This window comes from Roseomonas sp. BN140053, assembly GCF_047690175.1.
Taxonomy (GTDB): domain Bacteria; phylum Pseudomonadota; class Alphaproteobacteria; order Acetobacterales; family Acetobacteraceae; genus Roseomonas.
In genome coordinates this window covers 170,892-194,389 of the sequence record NZ_JBLLEB010000001.1, presented here as the reverse complement: position 1 = coordinate 194,389, position 23,498 = coordinate 170,892, and the positions used below count along the sequence as shown (strand labels likewise).

Sequence of the window (23,498 nt, the reverse complement as noted above, 5' to 3'; positions counted from 1 at the left end):
CCGGGCATGACGCCGGTGCGCGCTGCCCTTCCGGCGCGCTTGCCTGCAACCCCAGGCCGGGCATCATCGCGGAACGGCGCAGCGGCAGGAGGCAGGGTGTCCGGCACCAACCAGCGGATCGACGGGCGGCGGCTCTGGACCAGCCTCATGGACATGGCGGCGATCGGTGCCACCCCCAAGGGCGGCGTGCGGCGCCTGACGCTCACGGCGGTGGACAAGGCGGGGCGCGACCGTTTCCGGGCGGAGTGCGAGGCGATCGGGCTGACCGTCCGGGTGGACGCCATCGGCAACATGTTCGCCCGGCGCGAAGGGCGGGACCCCTCGCGCCTGCCGGTGCTGTTCGGCTCGCACCTGGACAGCCAGCCCTCGGGCGGCAAGTTCGATGGTGCGCTGGGCGTGCTCGCGGGGCTGGAGGTGATGCGCACCCTGCACGCGCTGGACATCAGCACCGAGGCGCCGCTGGAACTGGTGAACTGGACGGATGAGGAAGGCAGCCGCTTCGGCCACTCGCTGATGGGCAGCGGCGTCTGGGCCGGCGTTTTTCCCCAGGACAAAGCCTACGGGTTACGCGACACCGAAGGGGTGAGCGTGGCCGAGGCGCTGGACGGGATCGGCTACCGGGGCGAGCACCCCGCCGCGCCTTTCCCCGCCGACAGCTATTTCGAGCTGCATATCGAGCAGGGCCCGATCCTGGAGCGGGAAGGCAAAGCCATCGGGATCGTCACGGGCGCCCAGGCCATGGTGTGGTGGGACGCGCGCATCCTGGGCCAGGACGCCCATGCCGGCACCACGCCCCCTTCCGCCCGGCGCGACGCGCTGGTGGGCGCGGCGGAGGTGATCGCCCTGGTGAACCGGCTGATGCGGGAGCGCGGCGAGGATGGCCGCGGCACGGTGGGCGAGCTGCACGTGCTGCCCAACAGCCGCAACGTCATCCCCGGCGAGGTCCGCTTTTCCGTGGAGTTCCGCCACCCCGAGGATGCCGAGATCGAAGCGCTGGCCGACGGCTTCCCGCGCCTGACCGCCGCGGCGCTGGAAGGCAGCGGCCTGCAGCTGGAACTGACGGAGCTGTTCCGCATCGCGCGCCAGCCCTTCGACTCCGGCTGCGTCGACCTGGTGCGGCAGGCGGCGGCGCGGCTGCACTTGCCGGCGCGGGAGATCACCAGCGGGGCCGGGCACGACGCCGTCTACGTCGCCCGGCACGTGCCCACCGCCATGATCTTCACGCCCTGCAAGGACGGGCTGTCGCACAACGAGGCCGAGAGCATCGAGCCCAACGAGGCGGAAGCCGGCTGCCAGGTGCTGTTCGAGGCCGTGCTGACGCGCGCCAACCGCCCGATCGGCTGAACGGGGACGCGGCCCGCCGCGCCGGCTGGCGACCGGGAAAGCGCCGGAAGGACCCGTCCAGGAACGGGCCCGGGCGCGTGGCGGCGTGGCGCGTCCAGGGATGCGCCCCGGGCGCGGCGGGGATGCCGGGAGGGGTACCAGGGTTGGCAGCCTGCCGGGCCGTGGTTATAGCGGCCTGCGCCTGGAGAACTACACCGTGGCCACTGCCGAACCGGACTCCCAAGCACCCGCGCCGCCGAATCCCGCCCTGGCGGCCCAGGCCGCCATCCTGGCACGGCCCGCCACGCCGGAACGCCGCATGGCCGACGCGATCCGGGCCCTGGCGATCGACGCGGTGGAAGCCGCCAAGTCCGGTCATCCCGGCATGCCCATGGGCATGGCCGATGTCGCCACCGTGCTGTGGACGCGCTTCCTCAAGATGGACGCGGACGATCCGCGCTGGCCGGACCGCGACCGCTTCGTGCTGAGCGCCGGCCACGGGTCGATGCTGCTCTATTCCCTGCTGCACCTGACCGGGCAGGCCGGGATGACGATCGAGGAGATCAAGCGCTTCCGGCAGTTGCACTCCGCCGCGGCCGGGCATCCGGAGTTCGGCGAGCATCCGGGCATCGAGACCACCACCGGCCCGCTGGGCCAGGGCATTTCCACGGCGGTCGGCATGGCGATGGCCGAGCGCATCCTGGCGGCCCGCTTCGGCAAGTCGCTGGTGGACCACCGGACCTGGGTGATCGCCTCGGATGGCGACCTGCAGGAAGGCATCAGCCACGAGGCCTGCTCGCTGGCCGGGCACCTGAAGCTGAACAAGCTCTGCGTGCTGTGGGACGACAACCACATCTCCATCGACGGCGACACGGCCATCTCCTTCTCGGAGGACGTGCTGGCGCGCTTCCGCGCCTATGGCTGGGCGACGCGCCGGGTAGACGGGCACGACCATGCCGAGGTCGCCGCCGCCCTGGCCTGGGCGCAGAAGAGCAGCAAGCCGGCCATCATCGCCTGCCGCACCATTATCGGCTTCGCGGCACCCAAGAAGGCCGGCACCGCGGCCAGCCACGGCGCCGCGCTGGGCCCCGACGAGGTGCGCGGCGCCAAGGAAGCGCTGGGCTGGGACGCACCGCCCTTCGAGATCCCCGAGGACATCCGCCAGCAGTGGGAAAGCGCCGGCCGCCGTGGCGGTGGCACGCGCCGCTCCTGGCTCAAGCGGCTCAACAAGCACCCGCAGCGCGCCGAGTTCGAGCGCGGCGTGGCGGGCAAGCTGCCCGAAGGCTGGCAGGAAGCCTTTGCCGCCTATAAGGCCAAGCTGGTCGAGGACAAGCCCAAGATCGCCACCCGCATCGCCTCGCAGCGGGCGCTGGAAGTGCTGGTGCCGGCGATCCCGGAGATGATCGGCGGCTCGGCCGACCTGACGGGTTCCAACAACACCAACGTCAAGGGCGTGCCCTCCATTTCGCCGGACAATTTCGGCGGCCGCTACGTGCATTACGGCATCCGCGAGCACGGCATGGCCGCGGCGATGAACGGCATGGCGCTGCATGGCGGGCTGCTGCCCTATTCCGGCACCTTCCTGGTCTTCGCCGATTACCTGCGCCCCTCGCTGCGCCTGTCCTGCCTGATGAAGCAGCGCGTGGTGCACGTGCTGACGCATGACAGCATCGGCCTGGGCGAGGACGGGCCGACGCACCAGCCGGTGGAAACCCTGGCCTCGCTGCGCGCCCTGCCCGGGCTGCACGTGTTCCGCCCGGCCGATGCGCTGGAAACCGCGGAATGCTGGGAACTGGCGGTGCGCCGCGCCGACGGGCCTTCCGTGCTGGCGCTGAGTCGGCAGAACCTCCCCATGCTGCGCGACGATGCCGGCGAGAACCGTTCCTCCCGCGGCGGCTACGTGCTGGCGGAAGCCTCCGGCGAGCGGCGCGCCACGCTGATCGCCACCGGCTCTGAGGTGCACATCGCCATGGCGGCGCGCGAGGCGCTGGAAGCGGAAGGCCTGCCCACCGCGGTGGTGTCCCTGCCCTGCTGGGAGCTCTTCGCGCTGCAGGACAGCAGCTACCAGCAGGCCGTACTGGGCGACGCGCTGCGCGTGGGCGTGGAAGCCGCGCTGCGCTTCGGCTGGGACCAGTGGCTGGGCCGCGACGGGCTGTTCGTCGGCATGACCGGCTTCGGCGCCAGCGCCCCGGCCGAGCAGCTCTACGCGCATTTCGGCATCACGGCGGAGGCGATCACCGCCGCCGTTCGACGCCGGCTGAACTAGTTCCACAGAACAGAAGAAGGAAGCCGAGACATGGCCGTGAAGGTCGCCATCAACGGGTTCGGGCGCATCGGTCGCCTGGTGCTGCGCGCCGCGATGGAAAGCGGGCGCGACGATGTGGAGTTCACCCACATCAACGATCTCGGCTCCATCGAAGCCAATGCCCACCTGTTCCGCTACGACAGCGTCCACGGCCGCTTCCCCGGCGAAGTGCGCGTCGAGGGCGACAGCCTGATCATCTCGGCGCACGGCAAGACGCACAAGCCGATCAAGGTGACGGCCGAGCGCGACCCGACCAAGCTGCCCTGGGCCGGCGTGGACGTGGCCGCCGAGTGCACGGGCATCTTCACCAAGTCGCCCGATGCCGCGAAGCTGCTGCAGGCCGGCGCGCGCAAGGTACTGGTGTCCGCCCCCGTGACCTGGGGCGAGGAACTGGCCGACGAGTCCGCCCAGGCCACCATCGTCTACGGCGTGAACCACAAGGTCCTGCGCCCCGAGCACAAGATCGTTTCCAACGCGTCCTGCACCACCAACTGCCTGGCGCCCGTCGCCAAGGTGCTGCACGACAAGTTCGGCATCCTGCGCGGCTACATGGTCACCATCCACGCCTACACGGGTGACCAGAACACCGTGGACACGCTGCACAAGGACCTGCACCGCGCCCGCGCCGCGGCCGTCTCGGCCATCCCGACCTCGACGGGCGCGGCCAAGGCCGTGGGCCTCGTGCTGCCGGAGCTGAAGGGCAAGCTGGACGGCACCGCCATCCGCATCCCCACGCCCAACGTGTCGCTGATCTCGCTGGACGTGAACCTGAAGGCCACGGGCGTCACCAAGGAGATGGTGAACGCGGCCATGAAGGAGGCTTCCGAGGGCGAGCTGAAGGGCATCCTCGGCTACAACACCGCGCCGTTGGTGAGCGTGGACTTCAACCACGACCCGCATTCCTCGACCTTCGACGCGACTCAGACCCAGGTGGTGGACGGCGCGCTGGTGCGGGTGATGAGCTGGTACGACAACGAGTGGGGCTTCTCGTCGCGCATGAGCGATACCGCCGCCCTGCTCGGCAGCCTGTAAGGAAGACCTGGACATGGCCCGCTTCCGCACGCTCGACGACCTCGACCCGCGCGGCAAGCGGGTCCTGTTGCGCGCCGACCTGAACCTGCCCGTCCGCGACGGGCAGATCACCGATTTCACCCGCATCGAGCGGCTGGTGCCGACGATCAAGGAACTGGCCGACAAGGGCGGCCGGGTGATCGTCTGCTCCCACTTCGAGCGGCCCAAGGGCAAGGTGGTGCCGGAAATGTCGCTGCGGCCGATGGCCGCGGCGCTGTCCCGCGCGCTGAACAAGCCCGTGGCCTTCGCGGAGGACTGCGTCGGCCCCGCGGCCGAGGCCGCTGCCGCCGCCCTGGCCGATGGCGGGGTGCTGCTGCTGGAGAACACCCGCTTCCACGCCGGCGAGGAGAAGAACGACCCGGCGCTGGCGCAGGGCTTGGCCAAGCTGGCCGAGGTCTACGTCAACGACGCCTTTTCCGCGGCGCACCGCGCGCACGCTTCCACCGAGGGCGTCGCCAAGCTGCTGCCCGCCTATGCCGGCCGGCTAATGCAGCAGGAGCTGGAAGCGCTGGACAAGGCGTTGGGCAACCCGTCGCGCCCGGTGGTGGCGATCGTGGGTGGCTCCAAGGTGTCCACCAAGCTCGACCTGCTCGGCAACCTGTCGAAGAAGGTGGACGTGCTGGTGATCGGCGGCGCCATGGCCAATACCTTCCTGGCCGCGCAGGGACACCCGATGGGCAAGTCGCTGCAGGAAGCCGAGATGCACGACACCGCGCTGCGCATCCTGGACGAGGCCAAGGCCGCGCGCTGCGAGGTGCTGCTGCCGCGCGACCTCGTGGTGGCATCCCGCTTCGAGGCCAATGCCGCCACCCGCACCGTGCCGGCGGAAGCCGTGCCCGCGGACATGATGGCGCTGGATGTCGGCCCCGACACGGTGGCGGTGATCGAGGACCGGCTGCGGCAGGCCTCCACCCTGGTGTGGAACGGGCCGCTGGGCGCCTTCGAAACGCCGCCCTTCGACACGGCCACGGTGGCGGTGGCGCAGGCCGTGGCCTCGCTGGGCACCTCGGCCGGGCTGAAGTCGATCGGCGGCGGCGGCGACACGGTGTCGGCGCTGCGCCATGCCGGGGTGCTGGAGCGGATGACCTACGTGTCCACCGCCGGCGGTGCCTTCCTGGAATGGCTGGAAGGCAAGACCCTGCCGGGAGTCGCAGCGCTGGAAACGGCGGCCTGATGAGGAGGGCGGCCCGGTCCGCGAGGATCGGGCCGGAGGCTTCGGCGGTCCGCGGCCGCGCCTCGGAGAGGCGCGGCGGGCGTCAGTAGCCCTTCGCCGGATCGACCCGGTTCGGCAGCGGCTTGCCGTCCCGCTCCGCGCGCAGGTTCTCGAACAGGATGTCGAGCGTGCGGTCGTTGTAGATCGTCGGATCGTCGCTCGACATGTGCGGCGTCACCACCATGCCCGGCGTGCGCCACAGGCGGTGGTCGGGCGGCAGCGGTTCCGGCACCGCGACATCAGTGACGCAGCCGGACAGGTGCCCGGCCTCCAGCAGGTCGCAGGCGGCCTCCTGGTCCCAGATCGCGCCGCGGGCGATGTTCACCACCCCTGCCCCAACAGGCAGCAGCGCCAGCCGGGCGCGCGACACCATGCCGCGGGTGCGGTCGGTCAGCGGGCAGGTAATCATCAGGAAATCGCAGCGCGGCAACACCGCGTCCAGTTCGGCCTCACCGAAGACCTCGTCGCAATCGGGATGCGGTCGTGCCGTGCCGCGGATGCCCAGCACGCGCATGCCGAACTGCCTGGCGCGCTTCGCCACCCCCGAGCCCAGCGCGCCAAGCCCGAGGATGCCCAGCGTGCTGCTGGACAGGCTGGGTGCCAGCCACTGGTGCCAGCGGCCCTGACGCTGGCAGTCGATGAAATGCGGCAGGTGGTTGCGCAGCATCAGGATCGCCATGATGCCGAACTCGCCGGCCTTGTCGCCGTGGGCGCCGCTGTTGTTCAGCACCGAAACGCCCGGCGGGACCCAGTCGAAGGGCGCCAGCCGGTCCAGCCCCGCCGAGGTGAAGGCGACGATGCGCAGCTTCGGTGCCGCCCCATGCAGGGCACCGCCCGCGAAATGGCGGCGCGCCACGCCGGTGAAGGTCAGCAGCACCTCCGTGTCCGGCAGCGCGGCGTCCAGCCCGGCTGCGTCCTCGGCGATGCTGGCCTGCAGGCCGGCCATCTCGGGGTGGCGCGCGACGGCCGCATCCCATTGCGCGCGGGTCACCGCGTGTTCGCTGCCCGGCGGATTCTGGATGTGCAATCGCATCCATGGAACGTCGCATGGCCAGGAGCGCGTTGACAGGCCGGGGCGAAGCGGCTGCGATGTCGGAAACGAACCTAGCGGGAATTTCATCGACATGCGTTTCACCGCATCCATGCTCGCCTGCATGCTGGCCCTGCCGGCCGCGGCGCAGAACCTCAGCGTCGGCACGCGTGGGGAGCCGAGCACGATGGACCCGCAGTTCAACCTGCTGGGCACCAACACCTCGGCGCTGCGCAACATCTACGACACGCTGCTGACGCGCGACCCCAGCCTGCAGGTCCGGCCGGGCCTCGCCACGAGCTGGCGCGCGGTGGACGAGACGACCTGGGAGTTCAAGCTGCGGGAGGGCGTGACCTTCCACGATGGCAGCCCCTTCACCGCGGAAGACGTGCGCTTCTCCATCGCCCGCGTGCCGTCCATCCCCGGCAACCCGAACCCCTATTCCACCTATATCCAGGGCATCAAGGAAGTGCAGGTGGTGGACCCGCTGACGGTCCGCTTCATCACCGAGGGGCCCTCGCCCCTGCTGCCCACCAACCTGTCCAACATCTTCATCGTGTCCTCCGCCAAGGGGAACCGGACCACAGCGGAATTCAACACCGGCGCGGCGGCGATCGGCACGGGGCCCTACCGCTTCTCCTCCTGGCAGCCCGGCCAGCCGTTGGTGCTGGAGCGCAACCCGAACTTCCACGGCGGCCTGCCGGAAGGGCAGCCGCAATGGCAGCGCGTCAGCTTTCGCCCTATCCCGAACGACGGCGCGCGGGTGGCGGCGCTGATCTCGGGCGACGTGGACTTCATCAACTACGTGCCGCTGCAGGACGTGTCGCGGCTGGAGAAGGAGGGCAACGGCCGCTTCAGCGTCTTCGCCGGCCCCTCCGCCTACGTCTACATGCTCTACCCCGAAGTCGAGAAGCCGACGCCGAACAACCTCCGCACCCCCGAAGGCCAGCCGCTGGGCCGCAACCCCTGGCAGGACCCGCGGGTGCGTGAGGCGCTCAGCCTGGGCATCAACCGGCAGGTAATCGTGGACCGGCTGATGGAAGGCCGCGCCCGCGTCGCGAATCAGGCGGTGCCGGAAGGCTTCCTCGGCTACAGCTCCCGCATTCCTCCGGCCCGCTTCGACGCGGAGCGCGCCCGCGCGTTGCTGCGCGAGGCCGGCTATCCCAACGGCTTCGGGACGCAGCTCGCCTGCCCCAACGACCGCTTCGTCAACGACAGCAAGATCTGTGAGGCCGTGGCGCAGCAGCTGCAGCGCATCGGCATCCGCATCGACCTGAGCGCGCAGCCCAGCGCCACCTTCTTCCCGGCCCGCGCGCGGCGCGACTGGCCGCTGCACGCCGCCGGCTGGGGCAGCCTGACGGGCGAGAGCAGCTACTTCCTGACCAGCCAGGTGCACAGCCCGAACCGCGAGCTGGGCCTGGGCGCCATCAACACCAACGGCATCGCCGAGCCGGAGCTGGACCAACTGATCCAGGAAGGCCGCCGGGTGCTGGACGAGAACCGCCGGCGCGCGGTGCTGGAGCAATCCATGGAAGGGTTGATGAGCCGCAACCTCGTGGTGCCCATCCTGACCTTCGAGGCGATCTGGGCAGGCCGCGCCGACCGCGTGCGCTTCACCACCCGCGCCGACGAGGAAACGCTGGCGATCGAGGTCCGGCAGGCCCGCTGATGCTGGGGCTGGAGGGCAAGCGCGCGCTGGTGACCGGCGCCGGCACGGCCGGCATCGGCGCCGCCGCGGCGCGCGCGCTGGCGGCGGCGGGGGTCCGGGTCGCCGTGCACCACCTCGCCCAGCCCGAGGCGGCGGCGGCGCTGGCGGCGGAATGCGGCGGCGTGGCGTTGCAAGCCGACCTGGCGGAACCCGGGGCGGCGGCACGGCTGCCGCACGAGGCGGCGGCGGCGCTGGGCGGGCTGGACATCCTGGTGGCCAATGCCGCGGTGCTGCTACGCAAGCCGCTGGCCGACACCACGGAAGCGGAGTTCAGCCGCGTCCATCAGGTCAATCTCGTGGCGCCCTTCGCCCTGGCGCGGGAAGCGGCGGGGATCATGCGGGCAGCCGGGACTGGCGGGCGCATCGTGATCACCTCCTCGGTGAACCAGTGGATGCCCAATCCCGGGCTGGTGGCCTATGGCAGCGCCAAGGCCGGCATCGGCGGGCTGGTGCGGCAGCTGGCGCTGGAGCTGGCGGCCGAAGGGATCACGGTGAACGGCATCGCGCCGGGCACCATCCTGACGGAGATCAACCGCGCCCGGCACGACGACCCGGACTGGATTGCCGCGAAGCTGGCGCTGATCCCGGCCAACCGGCTCGGCCGGCCGGAGGACGTGGCGGGGGCGGTGGTGTTCCTGGCCAGCGCGCTGGCGTCCTACGTCACGGGAACCACCCTCACCGTGGATGGCGGGCTGTCGCTGATGGGATCGCGCGCGTGAGCTGGGAAGTCTACGCCATCCGCTACGCCGATGATCCCGGCCGGACCTCGGCGCGCTGCTTCCTGGACGCCTTCGGCGGCGACGCGCCGATGCCCACCGCCTACCACGCCTTCCTGCTGCGCGGGCCGGCGGGCGTGGTGATGGTGGATACCGGCGCCGACGCGGCCGTGCTGCAGCGCCTCAACAAGCCGGTGCGCGGCAGCATCCCCACGGCGCTGGCGGCGCTGGGCGTCGCGCCGGAGGAGGTGACGGAGGTGGTGCAAACCCACCTGCACTGGGATCATGCTGGCGGCACGGCACTGTTTCCCCGCGCGCGCTTTCATCTCCAGGCGCGCGAGATGGCCTATGTCACCGGCCCGGCCATGCGCCATGCCGTGCTGCGGGCCGGCTACGAAACCACCGAGATCGCCGCCATGCTGCCCCTGCTGCATGACGGGCGGCTGGTGCTGCACGACGGAGACTGGACGGGGCCGGGCGGGCTGTCGGCCTTCCACCTCGGGGGCCACACGGACGGCTTGCAGGCCCTGGCGCTGCCGACGCGGCGCGGGCGGCTGTGCCTGGCGGGGGATGCCGTGGCGCTGCACGCCAACCTCCGGCGTCGGGTGCCCTTCCCTGCCCTGTTCCATGTGGGCGACGCGCTGGACGCCTTTGACCGCGTGCTGGCGGAAGCCGGCGGCCCCGAGGCCGTGATCCCCGGCCATGACGTGGCCGTGGTGGACGCGCACCCGCCGGCCCGGCACGGCACGGAGGGCTGGATCGCCCGGCTGGACTGACGTCGCGCCGGTGCGATGATGATCATCACCGGGGGCAATGGGGATTCCACCTCTCACCCCTGGTTCGCCCGACCCTCGGGACCCAACCTGCGACGCACAGGAACGGGAGAGATCCGATGGCGAAGGTGCTGGTGCTGTACTACTCGATGTACGGCCACCTCGAAACGATGGCGAATGCGGTAGCGGAAGGCGCGCGCAGCGCGGGCGCCGAGGCGGTGGTGAAGCGGGTGCCGGAGCTGATGCCCGCCGAGTTCTTCGCCAGGTCCGGTGGCAAGGCCGACCAGGCCGCCCCCGTGGCCACCCCGCAGGAACTGGCGGAATACGACGCGATCATCGTCGGCAGCCCGACGCGCTACGGCCGCATGGCGTCGCAGATGGCGCAGTTCTGGGACCAGACGGGCGGGCTGTGGTTCACCAATGCGCTGGTGGGCAAGGTGGGCGCGGCCTTCACCTCCACGGCCACGCAGCATGGCGGGCAGGAAACCACGCTGATGGCGATCCACACGCAGCTGCTGCACATGGGCATGGTGGTGGTGGGCCTGCCCTACACCGCGGCCCAGCAGATGACGCTGGACGAGATCACCGGCGGCAGCCCCTATGGCGCCTCCACCATCGCCGGCGGCCAGGGCCAGCGGCAGCCCAGCGTGGGCGAGCTGGAGATGGCGCGCTTCCAGGGCGCGCATGTGGCACGGGTGGCGGCCAAGCTGGTCGGCTGAGCGCCGGCCCTCGCTAATCGCCCGACGCGGCCGGGGCCAGGCTGCCGGCCCTGGTCCCGGCGCTGGGCGCGGCAGAACTCCCCAGCGCCGCCGAGATCGCCCCGGCCGCCTCGGCCAGCGCCGCAGCGGCCGTGCCACCCAGCGCGATATCCAGCTCGCCGGCCGGGCCGAGCGCGGTCAGCGCGCCCGCCAGCCGGTTCTCGTGGTCCAGGATTGGCGCGGAGAGCGCGTTGAAGCCGGCGTGGATCAGGCTGTCCGCCCGGCCGAACCGGCAGCGGCGAACCTCCTCCAGCAGCGCTTCCAGGGTTGCCGGGGCAGTGGCCACCCGCTGGCTCGCCAGTTGCCGGCGTGCTTCCGGCAGGAAGGCCAGGAAAACCCGCCCGGTGGCGGAACTTTCCAGCGGCAGGGCATGCCCCACGCGGATGGAGAAGGGCAGCGAATGCGCCCCGTCCAGCCGCGACACGATCACCGGCGCCTGCCCGGACCAGACCGACAGGTAGATCCCTTCCCCGATCGCCGTATGGAAGCGCTGCATGGGCGCTTCCGCCGCCTCGCGCACATCCAGCCGGCGCAGCGCCGCGAGGCCGAGCGCCAGCGCGTAGGGTCCCAGCTCGTAGCGTTCCCCTTCGCCCGCCTGCCGCACCAGCCCCAGGGCACGGAAGCTGGCGAGATAGGCATGCGCCCGCCCCGGCGTCATGCCGGAGGCCGCGGCGAGGTCCTTCAGCGGCATCGGCCGGGCGCTCGCTTCCAGCGTGCGGATCAGCGCGAAGCCGACGGTGATGGACTGGATGGAGCGTCGGTCGGCGGCATCCTCCGCCGGGAGCGGTTTCGTCCTGGGCACGCCGTCATTAGACATTGACGAACTTCGTTAGACAATCGAGAACGTAGAGCGCAGGCGCGGCGGCGCAGACCGCCGTGCACGGGGCAGGAGAAGCGCGTCGGCATGGGTGCATCCGCGGCGAAGAGCGTGCTGATCGTGGGCTGCGGCGCCATCGGCGGCGTCCTCGCGGCCAAGCTCGCGCCGCTGGCTCGGGTCGTGGCGCTGGACACCGATGCCGCCCATGTCGCGGCCATTCGCGCCGAGGGGTTGCGCCTGACGGGCGTGACGGCGGCCACCGCGCGCATTGAGGCGGTGCCGAACGCGACCGAACTCGCCGGGCAGCATTTCGACGCGGTGATCTTCCTGGTGAAATCCGCCGCCACCGAACCCGCCGCCCGCGCCTTGCTGCCGGTGCTGGAAGGCCGCCCCTGGCTGGTGACCCTGCAGAACGGCATGGGCAATGCCGAAACGCTCTGCGCCCTGAGCGACCTGCCCGTCGCCCGCGGCGTGGCCATGCAGGCCGGGCGCTTCGCCGGCCCTGGACAGGTCGAGCACCTGATCGACGGTGCCATCTGGCTCGGCCCGGTGCGCGGCGATGCGGCGGATCTGCGCTGGCTCGGCGCCCTGCTGAACGATGCCGGCCTGTCCGCCACCGTGCTGGACGAACCGATGGGCGCCGTGTGGTCCAAGTTCGTGTTCAACGCGGTGATGAACCCTGTGGGCGCGCTGCTACTGGGCAACAACGCCGCGCGCTACGAGGTCCCCGAAGTCCGCGAGCTGATCGACGAGATGGCAGCCGAGTGTATCGCCGTGGTGGAGGCGTTGGGTGGCACCCTGGCCTTCGATCCCATGGACTTCGTTAAGAAGATCCGCACCGGCCAGGCACCACTCTCCCGCCATGCCGGCTCCATGGCGCTGGACGTGGCGCGCGGCGCGCCGCTGGAAGTCGATGAGCTGACCGGCTTCGTGGTGCGCGAGGCGGCGCGGCTGGGCATCCCGGTGCCGAACTGCCGCGCCGTGTTTCGGCTGACCAAGGGCTTGGAATATGCGGCGCAGCGGCGCCGGGAAACAGAGAAGGAAGGGAACGGGGCATGATCACCAGGCGCGACTTCGGTCGGGTTCTCGGCGGCACGGGGCTGGCGCTGGCGACACCGTCGCTGGTGCGTGCGCAGGGCGCCGGCGGGCAGTGGCCGGACCGGCCGGTGCGCCTCGTGGTGCCCTATGCGGCCGGCGGCACCAACGACATCCTGGCGCGTCTCTACGGGCAGAAGCTCGGCGAGAAGCTCGGCCAGCCCGTGGTGGTGGAGAACCGCGCGGGCGCCCAGGGCATCGTCGGCACGGAAGCCGTGTCCACCGCGCGCCCGGACGGCTACACGCTGCTGCTCGGCGCCATGGGGCCGATCGTCTACAACCCCGCCACCTATGAGCGGCTGCCCTACGACAGCATGCGCGACCTGATGCCGGTGTGCCGCATGGTGGTGGTGCCGGTGACCCTGGTGGTGGGCGCCAACAGCCCCTATCGCGACCTCAACGCGCTGCTGGAGGCCGGCCGCACCAAGCCCGATGGCCTGACCTACGGCACCTCCTCCGCGGCGTTCCAGCTGCCGACCGAGCTGCTGAACCAGCGCGCCCGCACCCGGATGATTTTCGTGGCCTATCGCAGCGCCGCGGACAGCATCAACGCCGCCGCCAATGGCGAGGTGGATATCGGCGTGATGGACACGGGCGCCATCTCGGCAGCCCTGCAGGGCGGGCGCATCCGCGCGCTGACCGTGCTGTCGCCGACGCGCGACCCGAACTTCCCCGACATCCCCGCCATCTCCGAGCAGGGCTACCCCGACTTCGACGCCAACACCTTCAGCGGCCTCTTCGCCCCGGCCGGCACGCCGGCAGCGATCGTGGACCGGCTGGCCGGCCTGTGCGACGGCATCTCGGCCGAGGCCGACCTGAAGGAGAAGATGCAGGCCCTGGGCATGACCCCCTCGCCCCAGCCGCGCGCCGAATTCTCGCGCTACATCGCCGAGCGCATCCCCTTCTGGCGCGACGTGGCGAAGCGGGCGGGGCTGCAGCTGGAGCGCTGAGTGGACCCGCGCCGCATCCTGACGCTGGAGGAGCTGGAGCCGGCGGTGCGCCGGCACCTGCCGCGGGGGGTGTACACCTTCGTGTCCGGCGGTGCGGAAAGCGGCGCGGCGCAGCGGGCGCAGCGGGCGGCCTTCGCCTCCCTGGCGCTGCAGCCACGGGTGCTGCGCGACGTGTCGGTGCGGCAGCAGGCGGTGGAATTGTTCGGCGAGCGCTACACCTCCCCCTTCGGCGTGGCGCCGATGGGCGGCATGGCGCTCTGCGCGCGGGACGCGGACCTGCTGCTGGCCCGCGCCGCGACGGCGGAGGGTGTTCCCTTCGTGCTGAGCGGCGTGTCCTGCGTGCCGATGGAGCGCATCGCGGAGGAAGCGCCGCGCGCCTGGTACCAGGGCTACCTGCCGGCGGACCGGCTCGCGCTCGGTCGGCTGCTGGACCGGGTCGGCAAGGCCGGGCTGCGCGTGCTGGTGGTCACTGCCGACGTGCCGCTGGCCCCCAACCGCGAGGACTGCGCGCGCGTGGGCTTCGGCGTACCGCTGCGCGTGGGGCCGCGCCTCGCCCTGGACTCCCTGGCGCGGCCGCGCTGGCTGTTCGGCACGCTGGGGCAGACGCTGCTGCGCGACGGCGTGCCGCGCTACGAGAACATGGAAGCCGAGCGTGGCGCCCGCTTCATCGGCCCCCCTGCCCCCGCCTCGCGCCACCTGCGCGCGGCGCTGGACTGGGAGGACCTGGACTGGCTGCGCCGGCGCTGGCCGGGGCCGCTGGTGGTCAAGGGCGTGCTGTCGCCCGACGACGCCCGCCGCGCGCGGGATGCCGGGGCGGATGGCATCGTCGTGTCCAGCCACGGCGGCCGGCAGCTCGACCACGCCGTGGCACCGCTGCGCGTGCTGCCCGCGATCTGCCGCGAGGCCGGGGAGATGACGGTGCTGCTGGACGGCGGCATCCGCCGCGGCACGGAAGTGCTGAAGGCCCTGGCACTGGGCGCGCGCGCGGTGCTGGTGGGGCGTCCTATGCTCTACGCCACGGCGCTGGCGGGGGAAGTCGGAGCGCGGCGCGCCATCGCCATCCTGCGGGCGGAGCTGGACCGCGACCTCGGGCTGCTCGGGCGCGCCGACGTGGCGGAGGTCGGGCGCGACTGCGTCGTGCCGGCAGACCTGGACCCGCTGGCGGAACCGGAACGGCGGCCACGGCCGCCGGAACTCCGGAGAGCCTAGAACGGTGATGGACCACAGCGGCGGTCGCCTCGCAGCGCCGGGGACCATTGCCCATGACCGGTGCGAGGGCCGTTCCGGCTGCCCGGGCGGCCTCCGGTGGCCGCGGCACCTTTTCCGAACCTATCACGCCTTGCACGAGGACTTGCCGGCATGACGACCCACAGCAGCGGCCACTACTTCCTGGAAGGGCTCCAGGAGATGGGGCTCACCAGGATCTTCGCCAATCTCGGCACCGACCACGTCACGCTGATCGAGGAGCTGGCGCGCTGGCGCGCCGACGGCCGCGCGGCGCCGGAGGTGATCACCGCCCCGCACGAGAACGTCGCCGTGCACATGGCCGGCGGCTACGCCATGGCCACCGGCCAGGGCCAGGTGGTGGTGGTGCACGTGGATGCCGGCACGGCCAATTCCGCCATGGGGCTGCACAACCTCGCGCGTTCCCGCGTGCCGGTGTTCCTGATGGCCGGCCGCGCGCCGCACACCATCCACGGGGAGCTGGTGGGGTCTCGCGACAACTTCGTGCATTTCGTGCAGGACCCCTTCGACATGAACAGTGTCGTGCGGCCCTACGTGAAGTGGGAATACAGCCTCGCCACGGGTGTCAACGTGAAGGAGGTGCTGCGGCGCGGCCACACGGTGATGGAAAGCGACCCGCCCGGGCCGGTCTACATGACACTGCCGCGCGAGGTCTTCGCGGCGGAATGGCCCGAGGAGAAGATCGCCTCCTATCCGGCGGCGCGCTACGGCTCCGTGCAGGCTGGCGCCGCGACGCCGGAACAGGTGGAAGCCATTGCCTCCGCGATCCTGGCGGCGGAAAAGCCGGTGGTCATCACCTCCTATCTCGGCCGCAAGGCGGAGGCGGTGGCGGCCCTGGACGCGCTGTGCCGCGAGGCCGGCATCGCCGTGGTGGAAACCACCCCGGTGCACCTGAACATCCCGCATGACAGCCCCTGCTTCGTCGGCGCGGACTCCGTGGCCGCGATGGAGGGCGCCGATCTCGGTATCCTGCTGGACACCGACGTGCCCTACCTGCCGCAATTCGCGCCCAAGGCGGACCAGCTGCGCTGGCTGCAGGTGGACGTGGATGCGGTGAAGAAGGACTTCCCGATGTGGGGCTTCCCGGCCGACCTGCGCGTCCAGGCCGACTGCGCCGCGGTCCTGCCGCAGGTCCTGGAGGTTCTGCGCGCCAAGGCCGACGACGCTTTCCGCCGCCGCGCGGCCGACCGGCTCGCCGCGCTGACCCGCGGTGCCGAGGAGCGCCAGCAGCGCCGTGCCCAGGCGGCGGCCAAGACCGGCGAGCAGGATGCCGTGTCCGTGGCCTATCTCGGCTCGGTGCTGGCCGAGCAGATGCGGCCGCAGGACATCCTGGTGAACGAGGCCGTGCGCAACGCCGGCACGGTGGGCGCCTTTATCCCCCGCACCGTGCCCGGCACCTATCTCGGCTCCGCCGGCGGCGGGCTGGGCTTCAGCGGCGGCGTGGCGCTGGGCGCCAAGATGGCGCGTCCGGACGCGCGCGTGGTGCAGGTGGTGGGCGACGGCGTGTTCCACTTCACCGCGCCCGATGCCGTCTACGCCACGGCGCAGCAGTACCGGCTGCCGATCCTGACGGTGGTGCTGGACAACCGCGGCTGGAACGCGGTGAAGGCCGCGACCCTGCGGACCTATCCCAACGGCGCGGCCAAGGACGCGGACCAGTTCCATGCCCGGCTGGACGGGCGGGAACAGGGCGTGCAGCGCCGCTTCGAGAAGGTCGGCGAGGCCTTCGGCGCGCATGGCGAGATGGTGTCCGACCCGGCGGAACTGCCGGCGGCGGTGAAGCGCTGCTTCGACGCGCTGGAGCGCGGCGTCTCGGCCGTGCTGAACGTGCGGATCGCGCCGCTCTGAGCTAGAGCGATGCTTGCCGGTGCGCCGCTTCGCGCGGCGCACCGGTTTTCGCGCCGGGCGCCGTGCCGCCCGCGCGAGCGGAATGGATCACAGGAGGAAAGCGCCATGCCCGTCAACGTGCCCATCACCCTGGCGCTGAGCGAGTACGACCACGTCCGCGACCTGCTGGACGGCACCGTGCCGGTTCCCGGCGTGGATCTGACCGTGCTGCGCATGCCGGTGGAGGAGATCTTCTACCGCTTCACCTTCCATCGCGAATGGGACGTCTCGGAGATGTCCTTCGCCAAGGTGATCGCGCTGCTGTCGCAGGACGATCCCGGGCTGGTGGCGATCCCCGCCTTCGTGTCGCGGGTGTTCCGGCATTCCTCCATCTACCTGCGCGCCGACAGCCCGCTGACCAGCCCGGACCAGCTGGCGGGCAAGCGGATCGGCGTGCCGGAATGGGCGCAGACCGCATCCATCTATTCCCGCGGCATGATCGCGCACGAGTACGGCGTGGACCTGCGCTCCATCAAATGGGTGCAGGGCGGGGTGAACGAGGCCGGGCGCGTCGAGAAGGTGAAGCTGAACCTGCCCGAGGGGCTGGAGGTGACGCCGGTGCGCGACCGCTCGCTGTCCCAGATGCTGCTGGACGGCGACCTGGACGCGGTGCTCACCGCCCGCGCGCCGACGCCCTTCACCTCCGGCGACGGCAGGCTGCGCCGCATGTTCGACGACTACCCCGCGGCGGAAGCGGCCTATTGGCGCAAGACCGGCATCTTCCCGATCATGCACACGGTGGTGATCAAGCGCGACGCCTATGAGCGGCACCGCTGGCTGGCGATGAACTTCCTGCAGGCGCTGGAAGCGGCCAAGAACCGCAGCCTGGCCCGGGTGGAGGAGATGGCGCTGTCCTATTTCCCCGTCCCCTGGATGGCGGAGCACAGCAAGCTGTCGCGCGAGATGATGGGGCCGGATTTCTGGCCCTACGGCGTGGAAGCGAACCGCAAGACGCTGGACGCCTTCACCACCTACGCGCACGAGCAGGGCATCACCCAGCGGCGCATGATGCCGGAAGAACTCTTCGTTCCCGAGGTACGGAGCAAGTTCAAGGTGTGAGCGGCGGGCGGGGGCTTGCGGCCCCCGCCCCCTCGGTCACTCGACCTTCAGCCCGATCTCGCGGATCAGGTTCGCGTATTTCTCGGAGTCGCTGCGGATCAGCTCCGCGAACTGTTCCGGCGTGGTGATCATGGGCTCCAGCCCGCCGCCGTCGCCGAGGCGGCGGATCACGTCGGGCTCGGTGAGCAGCTCGTTCACCTCCCGGCGCAGGCGATCCACCACCGGTTGCGGCGTGCCGGCCGTGGTAAACAGGCCCTGCCAGATCGTCACCTCGTAGCCCGGGTAGAACTCACCAATGGTGGGCAGGTCCGGCAGGATGCGCGAGCGGCGCGGCCCGGTGGTGGCCAGGGCGCGCAGCAATCCCTGCTGGATCAGCGGCGCCGAGGAGGTACCGGAAAAGGTCGCCGCGGCCTCCCCTGCCACCGTGGCCGTGGCCGCCGGATTGCCGCCTCGATAGGGCACGTGGAGCATGCGGATGCCGGCGCGCCGCATCAGCAGTTCCATGGACAGCTGGTGCTGGCTGCCGATGCCGCCCGAGGCGAAGGCCAGCGGCGGGTCGGAACGCTTGGCGAGGTCGATGAATTCCTGAAAGGTCCGCGCCGGCAGCGAGGGATTGATCGACAGCACGAACTGGTTGCCGGCCAGGCTGGCCACCGGCAGCAGGTCTTTGTTCACGTCGATCGGCATGCGCTCATAGAGAGCCGGATTCACCGTGATCTGGCTGTCGGCCGCAACGATCAGCGTGTAGCCATCCGGCCGGGCCTTGGCCACGACCTCCAGCGCGATGTTGCCGTTGGAGCCGCTGCGGTTCTCCACCGCCACGGGCTGGCCCATGCGCTCCTGCAAGCGCTGCCCGATGACGCGGCCGATGATGTCAGGCGCACCGCCGGGGGCGACGGGGATGATCATGCGGATCGGGCGGTCGGGATAAGCGGGCTGGGCCAGCGCGGCCTGGCTCCACGCCAGGCTGATCGCGGCCAGACCTGCGGCGACGAGTTGCCTCATAAGGGGCGTTCCTCCTGTTCGTGGCTCAGGATGTCGCGCCGCCGCTGGCCGCCGTCAACGGCGCTTATTCCAGCTTGATGTTCTTCTCCCGCACCAGCCGGGTCCAGAGCGTGATCTCGGAATCGATGGACTGACGCAGCGCCTCGGGCGTGCCGCCGACGGGAACGCCGCCGCTCTCGTCCAGGCGGCGGCGCAGGTCGGCATTGTCCAGCGCCGCGGCCACGGCGCTGCGCATCCGCCCCGCCATCTCCGGCGGCGTACCGCGGGGCGCCATCATCCCGAACCAGGAGGTGCTGGTGAAATCGATTCCCTGTTCCCGCGCGCTGGGGACGTCCGGCGCGGCCGCGACGCGCGCGCCGTCCGTGCCCACCGCGATGGCGCGCAGCGTGCCGCCGCGCATCTGGCCGAGGATGGTGGGGATCACCGCGATCACCAGGTGCACCTGCCCGGCCACCAGATCCGTCGCCGCCTGCGCCATCCCGCGATACGACACGTGGTTCATGCGGATGCCCGCGACGTCCTGCAGCAGTTCCGTCTGCATGTGCGGCACGCCGCCGACGCCGTTGGAGCCGTAGAAGAGTTGGCCCGGCCGTTCCTTGGCGTAGGCCACGAACTCCTTGAGGTCCCGCACCGGCAGGGAGGGGTTGACCATCAGGATCGGCGCGTATTCCGCCAGCATGGTCACCGGCTCCAGCTCGGTCTTCGGGTCGAAGCCGAGATCGCGATTCAGCGCGACGGCGAGCGGCAGCGCGTTGTCGCACACCGTCACCGTGGTGCCGTCGGCCGGGGCGCGGGCAGCGGCCTGCCAGCCCACGGCTCCACCGCCGCCGGTGCGGTTCTCCACCACGAAATTCTGGCCGGTGACTTCCTGCAACCGGGCACCGATGCTGCGGGCCAGGAAGTCCGAGGTTCCGCCGGCGGCGAGCGGCACGATCACCCGCACCGGGCGGTCGGCGGGCCATGCGGCGCGTCCGCCCCCGCTGCCCTGCGCCGCCGCCTGGCGCACCAGGGCCGGCGCCGCCAGGAGAGCAGCCACCGCGCCGCGGCGGGTCAGCCCGCCGGGCGTCCCAGTATGGGGCGCATCAGGGGCAGTGGCGGCCCCGGCCCGGAAAACGGGCTCCGGCGCCGCGGCGCCGGTCGTGTCTTGCGACATCTTTGTTTCCTCCCCTGCTTCGCTGCCCTGGCGTCAGTCGGAACCGCGCGTCAGGGCGCGGGTCATGGCCGGCGCGTAACCGGGCGCCACGCGCGCATCCACCAGCGCCGTGCCGCCCGCCTCCACGTGGGCGATGGCCTCGGCCAGGGCGGCGTCCAGCGCGTCCCGGCTTTCCACCGGGCCGATGCCCATCAGCCCCAGGCCACGCGCCAGGGTGGCGAAATCCGGATCGGGGTCGCGGATCGCCTGCCCCACCCACTTGTTCTCCACCGGCCGTCCCCGCTCGCGCGCCACGCGCTCCTGGTGGACCTCGTCGTTGAAGAAGGAGCGGTTGTTGGACACGATCACCAGCAGCGGCACGCGGTAATGCGCGGCGGTCCAGAGGCCGCTCAGCCCCATCATGCAGTCGCCGTCGCCCAGGATCGCCACGGGCAGCCGGCCGCTGCCACGCAGGGCCAGGGCGGCGCCCACGGCCATGCCGGGACCGCTGCCGATGCCGCCGCCGCCATCCTGGCCGAGGTAGTCCATCGGCTCACGGAAGGGCCAGAGCGCGCCGTCCCAGCCCAGCGGCAGCCGGATCAGGGTCACGGGCCGCTCGCCGACCGCGCCGCGCAGCGCGGCCGACAGGTCGGGGATGGTCATAGGGGCGCCGGGCTCGGAAGGCTCCACCGTGGTCGGCTCGGGCGCGGCCTGGGGCTTCGCCGGGGCGGCATTGCCGGCCGGCAGCGCGGCGAGCAGGGCCTGCACCACCGGGTCGGGCTCGTTGTCGAAATACAGGTCGGAGGGCGGCAGGCCCTGGTGGTCGAAGCTCCAGCCATTGTGGATGCGCTGGTCAGGCGAAACGCGGATCACCCGCACGCTCTCGGCCCCGGCCGCGCGCAGGGTGCCGCCGAGATCCACCCAGTCCAGGCTCAGCACCACGTCGGCCTCGCGCAGCGCATCCAGCACCGGCCCGCTCGGAAAGGTGCCGGGGGCGCCGATGTGCAGCGGATGCTCGGTCGGGAACACCGCGCCGGTCTTCAGGTCCGTGGCCACGCCGGCATTCAGCCGCTCGGCCAGGGCCACCCGCTCCGCCCAGCTCTCGGTCGAGCGGCCGACGCGGCCGATCAGGATCACCGGCCGCTTGGCGCCGGACAGCATCGCCGCCGCCTCAGCCAGCAGCTCCGCATTGGGCGCGGCCGGCGGCGGCGGGGCGTAGCGGGACACGGCCGGCGTGGGCGGCGCTTCCGGCAGCTCCGCTTCCTGCATGGCGGCGTCGAGGTTGACGTAGACCGGACCCTGCGGCGCCGTGCGCATGATCTGCGACGCGCGCAGCAGCGCTTCCTGCGCCGCCGGCACGGAAGCAGGCTGCCCGTCCCACTTCACGAAGTGGCGGATCAGCGCGCCCTGGTCCTGCGCCGTGTGGATCCAGTCGATCCAGGGGCGCCGGCGCGCCGCGTCGACCGGCCCGGTGGCGCCGATCACCAGCACGGGCACGCGGTCGCACCAGGCATTGAAGATGGCCATGCTGCCGTGCATCAGCCCGACATTGCTGTGCAGCGCCGCGGCGATGGGCGTGCCGGAGGCCTTGTAGTAGCCGTGCGCGAGGGCGACGGCGTGTTCCTCGTGCAGGCAGAGCAGCATGTGCGGCGCGGCGTTGCCGAGCCGGTTCACCAGGCTGTCGTGCAGGCCGCGATAGCTGGCGCCGGGGTTGAGGGCGATGAAGGGGATCTCCATCGCGCGCAGCACCTCGGCGATGGCGTCGCTGCCCCAGATGCGGTTGCTGCCCGGTTCGATGGGAACCGGCCGGTCCATGCCTTCCGCACCGATATCATCCCTCGGCATCGCTCTCTCCCGCTGCGTGTTGCGCGGCACCGTGGCAGCCAATGCGCCGGCCGCCAAGCCCGGATCAGAGCGGCCGGCACCAAGAAATCCGTGGCGGTGATCACCCGGAGTTCGGCGCGGGCACGACGAAGATCGCGCAGCGACCCCGACGGGATCGCCGCCTGTTCAGGCCCGGTTCGCGCCGCGGATGCAGCGCCATGCGTGGTAGGCGCGGCATGGCCGACCGGGCCGGGCCGCGCCCTGGCCAGCCCTTAGCCCGGATACGGCGTTACGGCATTGGTGCCGGGGGAACGATGCCGCAGCCAGTTCACCGCCTGGCTGTCGGATTCCTTCTCCGCCGCCAGGGGGTCATGGCCATAGAGCCAGTCGAACAGGCGATAATCCTCCGGGTCCCGCAGGCGGAACAGCGAGTTGCGGAACATCGCGGCGACCCCCGTGGCGTGGCACACCTCGCCGAAGAAGCGGGCCGTGAGCTGCACCCGCGCGGTGTGCACGCGACGGGCATCCTGGTAGCGGCGCAGCCCGGCATCCGTGTCGTTGAGCGAGCGGTCGAGGAACTCCGCCAGGCACACCGCATCTTCCAGCGCCTGGCAGGCGCCCTGGGCGAGGTATTGCAGCATGGGATGCGCCGCATCGCCCAGCAGCACGATCCGGCCCCGCACCCAGCTGTCCAGCGGCGGGCGGTCGTACATGGCCCAGCGGCGGTCGCGGCCGATGGTTTCCAGCGAGGCGCGGACGAGGCGGTGCAGCGGCGTGAACTTGGCCTCCAGCTCCTCCACCGTGCCCCAATCGTCGCTGTCGGGCTTGTAGTTGTGCGAGCGGAACACGGCGACCTGGTTGAACAGCTCACCCCGGCGCACGGGATACTGCACGAGATGCATCTCGGGCCCGATCCAGCCGACCATGCTGTCGTTGCCGGCCAGCTCCGTCATCTGGGCCATCGGCACCGTGCCGCGATAGGCGACGTATTCCTCGCAGACCGGCGGGGCGTCGTCGCCCAGCAGCTTGCGCGTGCGGGAATGCAGCCCGTCCGCGCCCACCACCAGATCGGCGTGATAGGTCGAGCCATCGGCGCAGCGCACCAGCGCGGCCTCGCCCTCATCGGTGATGTCCACCACCGCGCGGTTGTTTTCCAGCGTGACCAGCGGGCTTTCGCGACAGGCGTTCAGCAGGTGCGCGTGCAGGTCGGTGCGGTGCATCACGGCGTAGGGATGGCCGTAACGCTCCTTGAACGCTTCCCCGATCGGCACGGTGGTGATGCGCTCGCCGCTCACCGCGTCCAGCATCAGCAGCTGGCGGGGAAACACCGCGTCCGCGCGCACCTCGTCCAGCACCTGGAGGCGCTCCAGCGCGCGCAGGGCGTTGGGGGCGAGCTGCAGCCCGGCCCCGATCTCGCTGAACTCCGGCGCCTGCTCGATGACGTGGACCTTGCGTCCCTTCAGGGACATGGCCCGCGCCGCCGCCAGGCCGCCGATGCCGCCGCCGATCACCAGTACCGGTACGCGCTGTGCTGTTGCCATGACCGGAGTTCCTCCCTGGGCGTCCGGGCCCTTGATGGCCCGTCGC

General features: G+C 71.5%; 19 protein-coding genes. 13 read left to right on the top strand and 6 right to left on the bottom strand.

Annotated features, from left to right (window positions below; all coding sequences use genetic code 11):
• The first annotated feature begins 96 nt into the window (after positions 1 to 96).
• From ACLIBK_RS00945 to ACLIBK_RS00930, 4 genes are all read left to right on the top strand, one after another.
• Positions 97 to 1,344, top strand: coding sequence for a Zn-dependent hydrolase (locus ACLIBK_RS00945; protein ID WP_415385331.1), 1,248 nt, complete (start codon positions 97 to 99; stop codon positions 1,342 to 1,344).
• Between the two features lie 298 nt (positions 1,345 to 1,642).
• Positions 1,643 to 3,589 (top strand): transketolase, encoded by a 1,947-nt coding sequence (tkt, locus tag ACLIBK_RS00940; protein ID WP_415385556.1) that lies wholly within the window; start codon positions 1,643 to 1,645, stop codon positions 3,587 to 3,589.
• Positions 3,590 to 3,619: 30 nt separating this feature from the next.
• Entirely contained in the window at positions 3,620 to 4,660 is a 1,041-nt protein-coding gene (gap, locus tag ACLIBK_RS00935) for a type I glyceraldehyde-3-phosphate dehydrogenase (RefSeq protein WP_415385330.1), read from the top strand.
• A gap of 13 nt (positions 4,661 to 4,673) precedes the next feature.
• Positions 4,674 to 5,873, top strand: coding sequence for a phosphoglycerate kinase (locus ACLIBK_RS00930; RefSeq protein WP_415385329.1), 1,200 nt, complete (start codon positions 4,674 to 4,676; stop codon positions 5,871 to 5,873).
• Positions 5,874 to 5,955: 82 nt separating this feature from the next.
• On the opposite strand, the gene ACLIBK_RS00925 is transcribed toward ACLIBK_RS00930, so the two are convergent.
• Positions 5,956 to 6,945 carry a D-2-hydroxyacid dehydrogenase gene (locus tag ACLIBK_RS00925; protein ID WP_415385328.1) on the bottom strand — a complete coding sequence of 330 codons (990 nt, stop codon included), beginning with the start codon at positions 6,943 to 6,945 and terminating at the stop codon, positions 5,956 to 5,958.
• 91 nt (positions 6,946 to 7,036) lie between these two features.
• On the opposite strand from ACLIBK_RS00925, the gene ACLIBK_RS00920 reads away from it, so the two are divergent.
• From ACLIBK_RS00920 to wrbA, 4 genes are all read left to right on the top strand, one after another.
• The gene (locus ACLIBK_RS00920) at positions 7,037 to 8,611 is read left to right on the top strand and encodes an ABC transporter substrate-binding protein (RefSeq protein ID WP_415385327.1); all 1,575 of its coding nucleotides are present in this window, start codon (positions 7,037 to 7,039) and stop codon (positions 8,609 to 8,611) included.
• The gene (locus ACLIBK_RS00915) at positions 8,611 to 9,369 is read left to right on the top strand and encodes an SDR family NAD(P)-dependent oxidoreductase (RefSeq protein WP_415385326.1); all 759 of its coding nucleotides are present in this window, start codon (positions 8,611 to 8,613) and stop codon (positions 9,367 to 9,369) included. The genes ACLIBK_RS00920 and ACLIBK_RS00915 overlap by 1 nt, the downstream gene beginning before the upstream one ends.
• Positions 9,366 to 10,142: an N-acyl homoserine lactonase family protein gene (locus tag ACLIBK_RS00910; protein ID WP_415385325.1), complete on the top strand. Its 777-nt coding sequence runs from the start codon at positions 9,366 to 9,368 to the stop codon at positions 10,140 to 10,142. The genes ACLIBK_RS00915 and ACLIBK_RS00910 overlap by 4 nt, the downstream gene beginning before the upstream one ends.
• Before the next feature lie 116 nt (positions 10,143 to 10,258).
• Positions 10,259 to 10,858 (top strand): NAD(P)H:quinone oxidoreductase, encoded by a 600-nt coding sequence (gene wrbA / locus ACLIBK_RS00905; protein ID WP_415385324.1) that lies wholly within the window; start codon positions 10,259 to 10,261, stop codon positions 10,856 to 10,858.
• A 13-nt stretch (positions 10,859 to 10,871) separates the two neighbouring features.
• Here the strand turns inward: wrbA and ACLIBK_RS00900 are convergent, their stop codons facing one another.
• Positions 10,872 to 11,699, bottom strand: a complete 828-nt coding sequence (locus ACLIBK_RS00900; RefSeq protein WP_415385323.1) for an IclR family transcriptional regulator — start codon at positions 11,697 to 11,699, stop codon at positions 10,872 to 10,874.
• 102 nt (positions 11,700 to 11,801) lie between these two features.
• On the opposite strand from ACLIBK_RS00900, the gene ACLIBK_RS00895 reads away from it, so the two are divergent.
• From ACLIBK_RS00895 to ACLIBK_RS00875, 5 genes are all read left to right on the top strand, one after another.
• Positions 11,802 to 12,773, top strand: a complete 972-nt coding sequence (locus ACLIBK_RS00895) for a ketopantoate reductase family protein (RefSeq protein WP_415385322.1) — start codon at positions 11,802 to 11,804, stop codon at positions 12,771 to 12,773.
• Positions 12,770 to 13,759 (top strand): Bug family tripartite tricarboxylate transporter substrate binding protein, encoded by a 990-nt coding sequence (locus ACLIBK_RS00890; protein WP_415385321.1) that lies wholly within the window; start codon positions 12,770 to 12,772, stop codon positions 13,757 to 13,759. Before ACLIBK_RS00895 ends, ACLIBK_RS00890 begins: the two co-directional genes overlap by 4 nt.
• Positions 13,760 to 14,968: an alpha-hydroxy acid oxidase gene (locus tag ACLIBK_RS00885; RefSeq protein WP_415385320.1), complete on the top strand. Its 1,209-nt coding sequence runs from the start codon at positions 13,760 to 13,762 to the stop codon at positions 14,966 to 14,968.
• 150 nt (positions 14,969 to 15,118) lie between these two features.
• Complete coding sequence (locus ACLIBK_RS00880; protein WP_415385319.1) at positions 15,119 to 16,852, top strand: thiamine pyrophosphate-requiring protein; 1,734 nt, start codon at positions 15,119 to 15,121, stop codon at positions 16,850 to 16,852.
• 105 nt (positions 16,853 to 16,957) lie between these two features.
• Positions 16,958 to 17,950 carry an ABC transporter substrate-binding protein gene (locus ACLIBK_RS00875; RefSeq protein ID WP_415385318.1) on the top strand — a complete coding sequence of 331 codons (993 nt, stop codon included), beginning with the start codon at positions 16,958 to 16,960 and terminating at the stop codon, positions 17,948 to 17,950.
• A gap of 36 nt (positions 17,951 to 17,986) precedes the next feature.
• Here ACLIBK_RS00875 and ACLIBK_RS00870 read toward each other — a convergent pair whose 3' ends face one another.
• The 4 genes from ACLIBK_RS00870 to ACLIBK_RS00855 all read right to left on the bottom strand — a co-directional run bounded on the left by ACLIBK_RS00870 (position 17,987) and on the right by ACLIBK_RS00855 (position 23,452).
• Positions 17,987 to 18,955, bottom strand: coding sequence for a Bug family tripartite tricarboxylate transporter substrate binding protein (locus ACLIBK_RS00870; RefSeq protein WP_415385317.1), 969 nt, complete (start codon positions 18,953 to 18,955; stop codon positions 17,987 to 17,989).
• Between the two features lie 64 nt (positions 18,956 to 19,019).
• On the bottom strand, positions 19,020 to 20,108 hold the full coding sequence (locus ACLIBK_RS00865; RefSeq protein ID WP_415385316.1) for a Bug family tripartite tricarboxylate transporter substrate binding protein: 1,089 nt from the start codon (positions 20,106 to 20,108) through the stop codon (positions 19,020 to 19,022).
• A 33-nt stretch (positions 20,109 to 20,141) separates the two neighbouring features.
• Positions 20,142 to 21,932 carry a thiamine pyrophosphate-binding protein gene (locus ACLIBK_RS00860; RefSeq protein ID WP_415385315.1) on the bottom strand — a complete coding sequence of 597 codons (1,791 nt, stop codon included), beginning with the start codon at positions 21,930 to 21,932 and terminating at the stop codon, positions 20,142 to 20,144.
• 251 nt (positions 21,933 to 22,183) lie between these two features.
• Entirely contained in the window at positions 22,184 to 23,452 is a 1,269-nt protein-coding gene (locus ACLIBK_RS00855; RefSeq protein ID WP_415385314.1) for an FAD-dependent monooxygenase, read from the bottom strand.
• Positions 23,453 to 23,498: the final 46 nt, after the last annotated feature.

Bases quoted from the DNA above. Each gene is read 5' to 3' on its own strand.
- ACLIBK_RS00890 (WP_415385321.1), top strand. From the start codon at position 12,770: ATGATCACCAGGCGCGACTTCGGTCGGGTTCTCGGCGGCACGGGGCTG.
- gap (WP_415385330.1), top strand. From the start codon at position 3,620: ATGGCCGTGAAGGTCGCCATCAACGGGTTCGGGCGCATCGGTCGCCTG.
- ACLIBK_RS00895 (WP_415385322.1), top strand. From the start codon at position 11,802: ATGGGTGCATCCGCGGCGAAGAGCGTGCTGATCGTGGGCTGCGGCGCC.
- ACLIBK_RS00875 (WP_415385318.1), top strand. From the start codon at position 16,958: ATGCCCGTCAACGTGCCCATCACCCTGGCGCTGAGCGAGTACGACCAC.
- ACLIBK_RS00855 (WP_415385314.1), bottom strand. From the start codon at position 23,452: ATGGCAACAGCACAGCGCGTACCGGTACTGGTGATCGGCGGCGGCATC.
- ACLIBK_RS00930 (WP_415385329.1), top strand. From the start codon at position 4,674: ATGGCCCGCTTCCGCACGCTCGACGACCTCGACCCGCGCGGCAAGCGG.
- ACLIBK_RS00915 (WP_415385326.1), top strand. From the start codon at position 8,611: ATGCTGGGGCTGGAGGGCAAGCGCGCGCTGGTGACCGGCGCCGGCACG.
- wrbA (WP_415385324.1), top strand. From the start codon at position 10,259: ATGGCGAAGGTGCTGGTGCTGTACTACTCGATGTACGGCCACCTCGAA.
- ACLIBK_RS00925 (WP_415385328.1), bottom strand. From the start codon at position 6,945: ATGCGATTGCACATCCAGAATCCGCCGGGCAGCGAACACGCGGTGACC.
- ACLIBK_RS00920 (WP_415385327.1), top strand. From the start codon at position 7,037: ATGCGTTTCACCGCATCCATGCTCGCCTGCATGCTGGCCCTGCCGGCC.
- ACLIBK_RS00870 (WP_415385317.1), bottom strand. From the start codon at position 18,955: ATGAGGCAACTCGTCGCCGCAGGTCTGGCCGCGATCAGCCTGGCGTGG.
- ACLIBK_RS00865 (WP_415385316.1), bottom strand. From the start codon at position 20,108: ATGTCGCAAGACACGACCGGCGCCGCGGCGCCGGAGCCCGTTTTCCGG.
- ACLIBK_RS00860 (WP_415385315.1), bottom strand. From the start codon at position 21,932: ATGCCGAGGGATGATATCGGTGCGGAAGGCATGGACCGGCCGGTTCCC.
- tkt (WP_415385556.1), top strand. From the start codon at position 1,643: ATGGCCGACGCGATCCGGGCCCTGGCGATCGACGCGGTGGAAGCCGCC.
- ACLIBK_RS00880 (WP_415385319.1), top strand. From the start codon at position 15,119: ATGACGACCCACAGCAGCGGCCACTACTTCCTGGAAGGGCTCCAGGAG.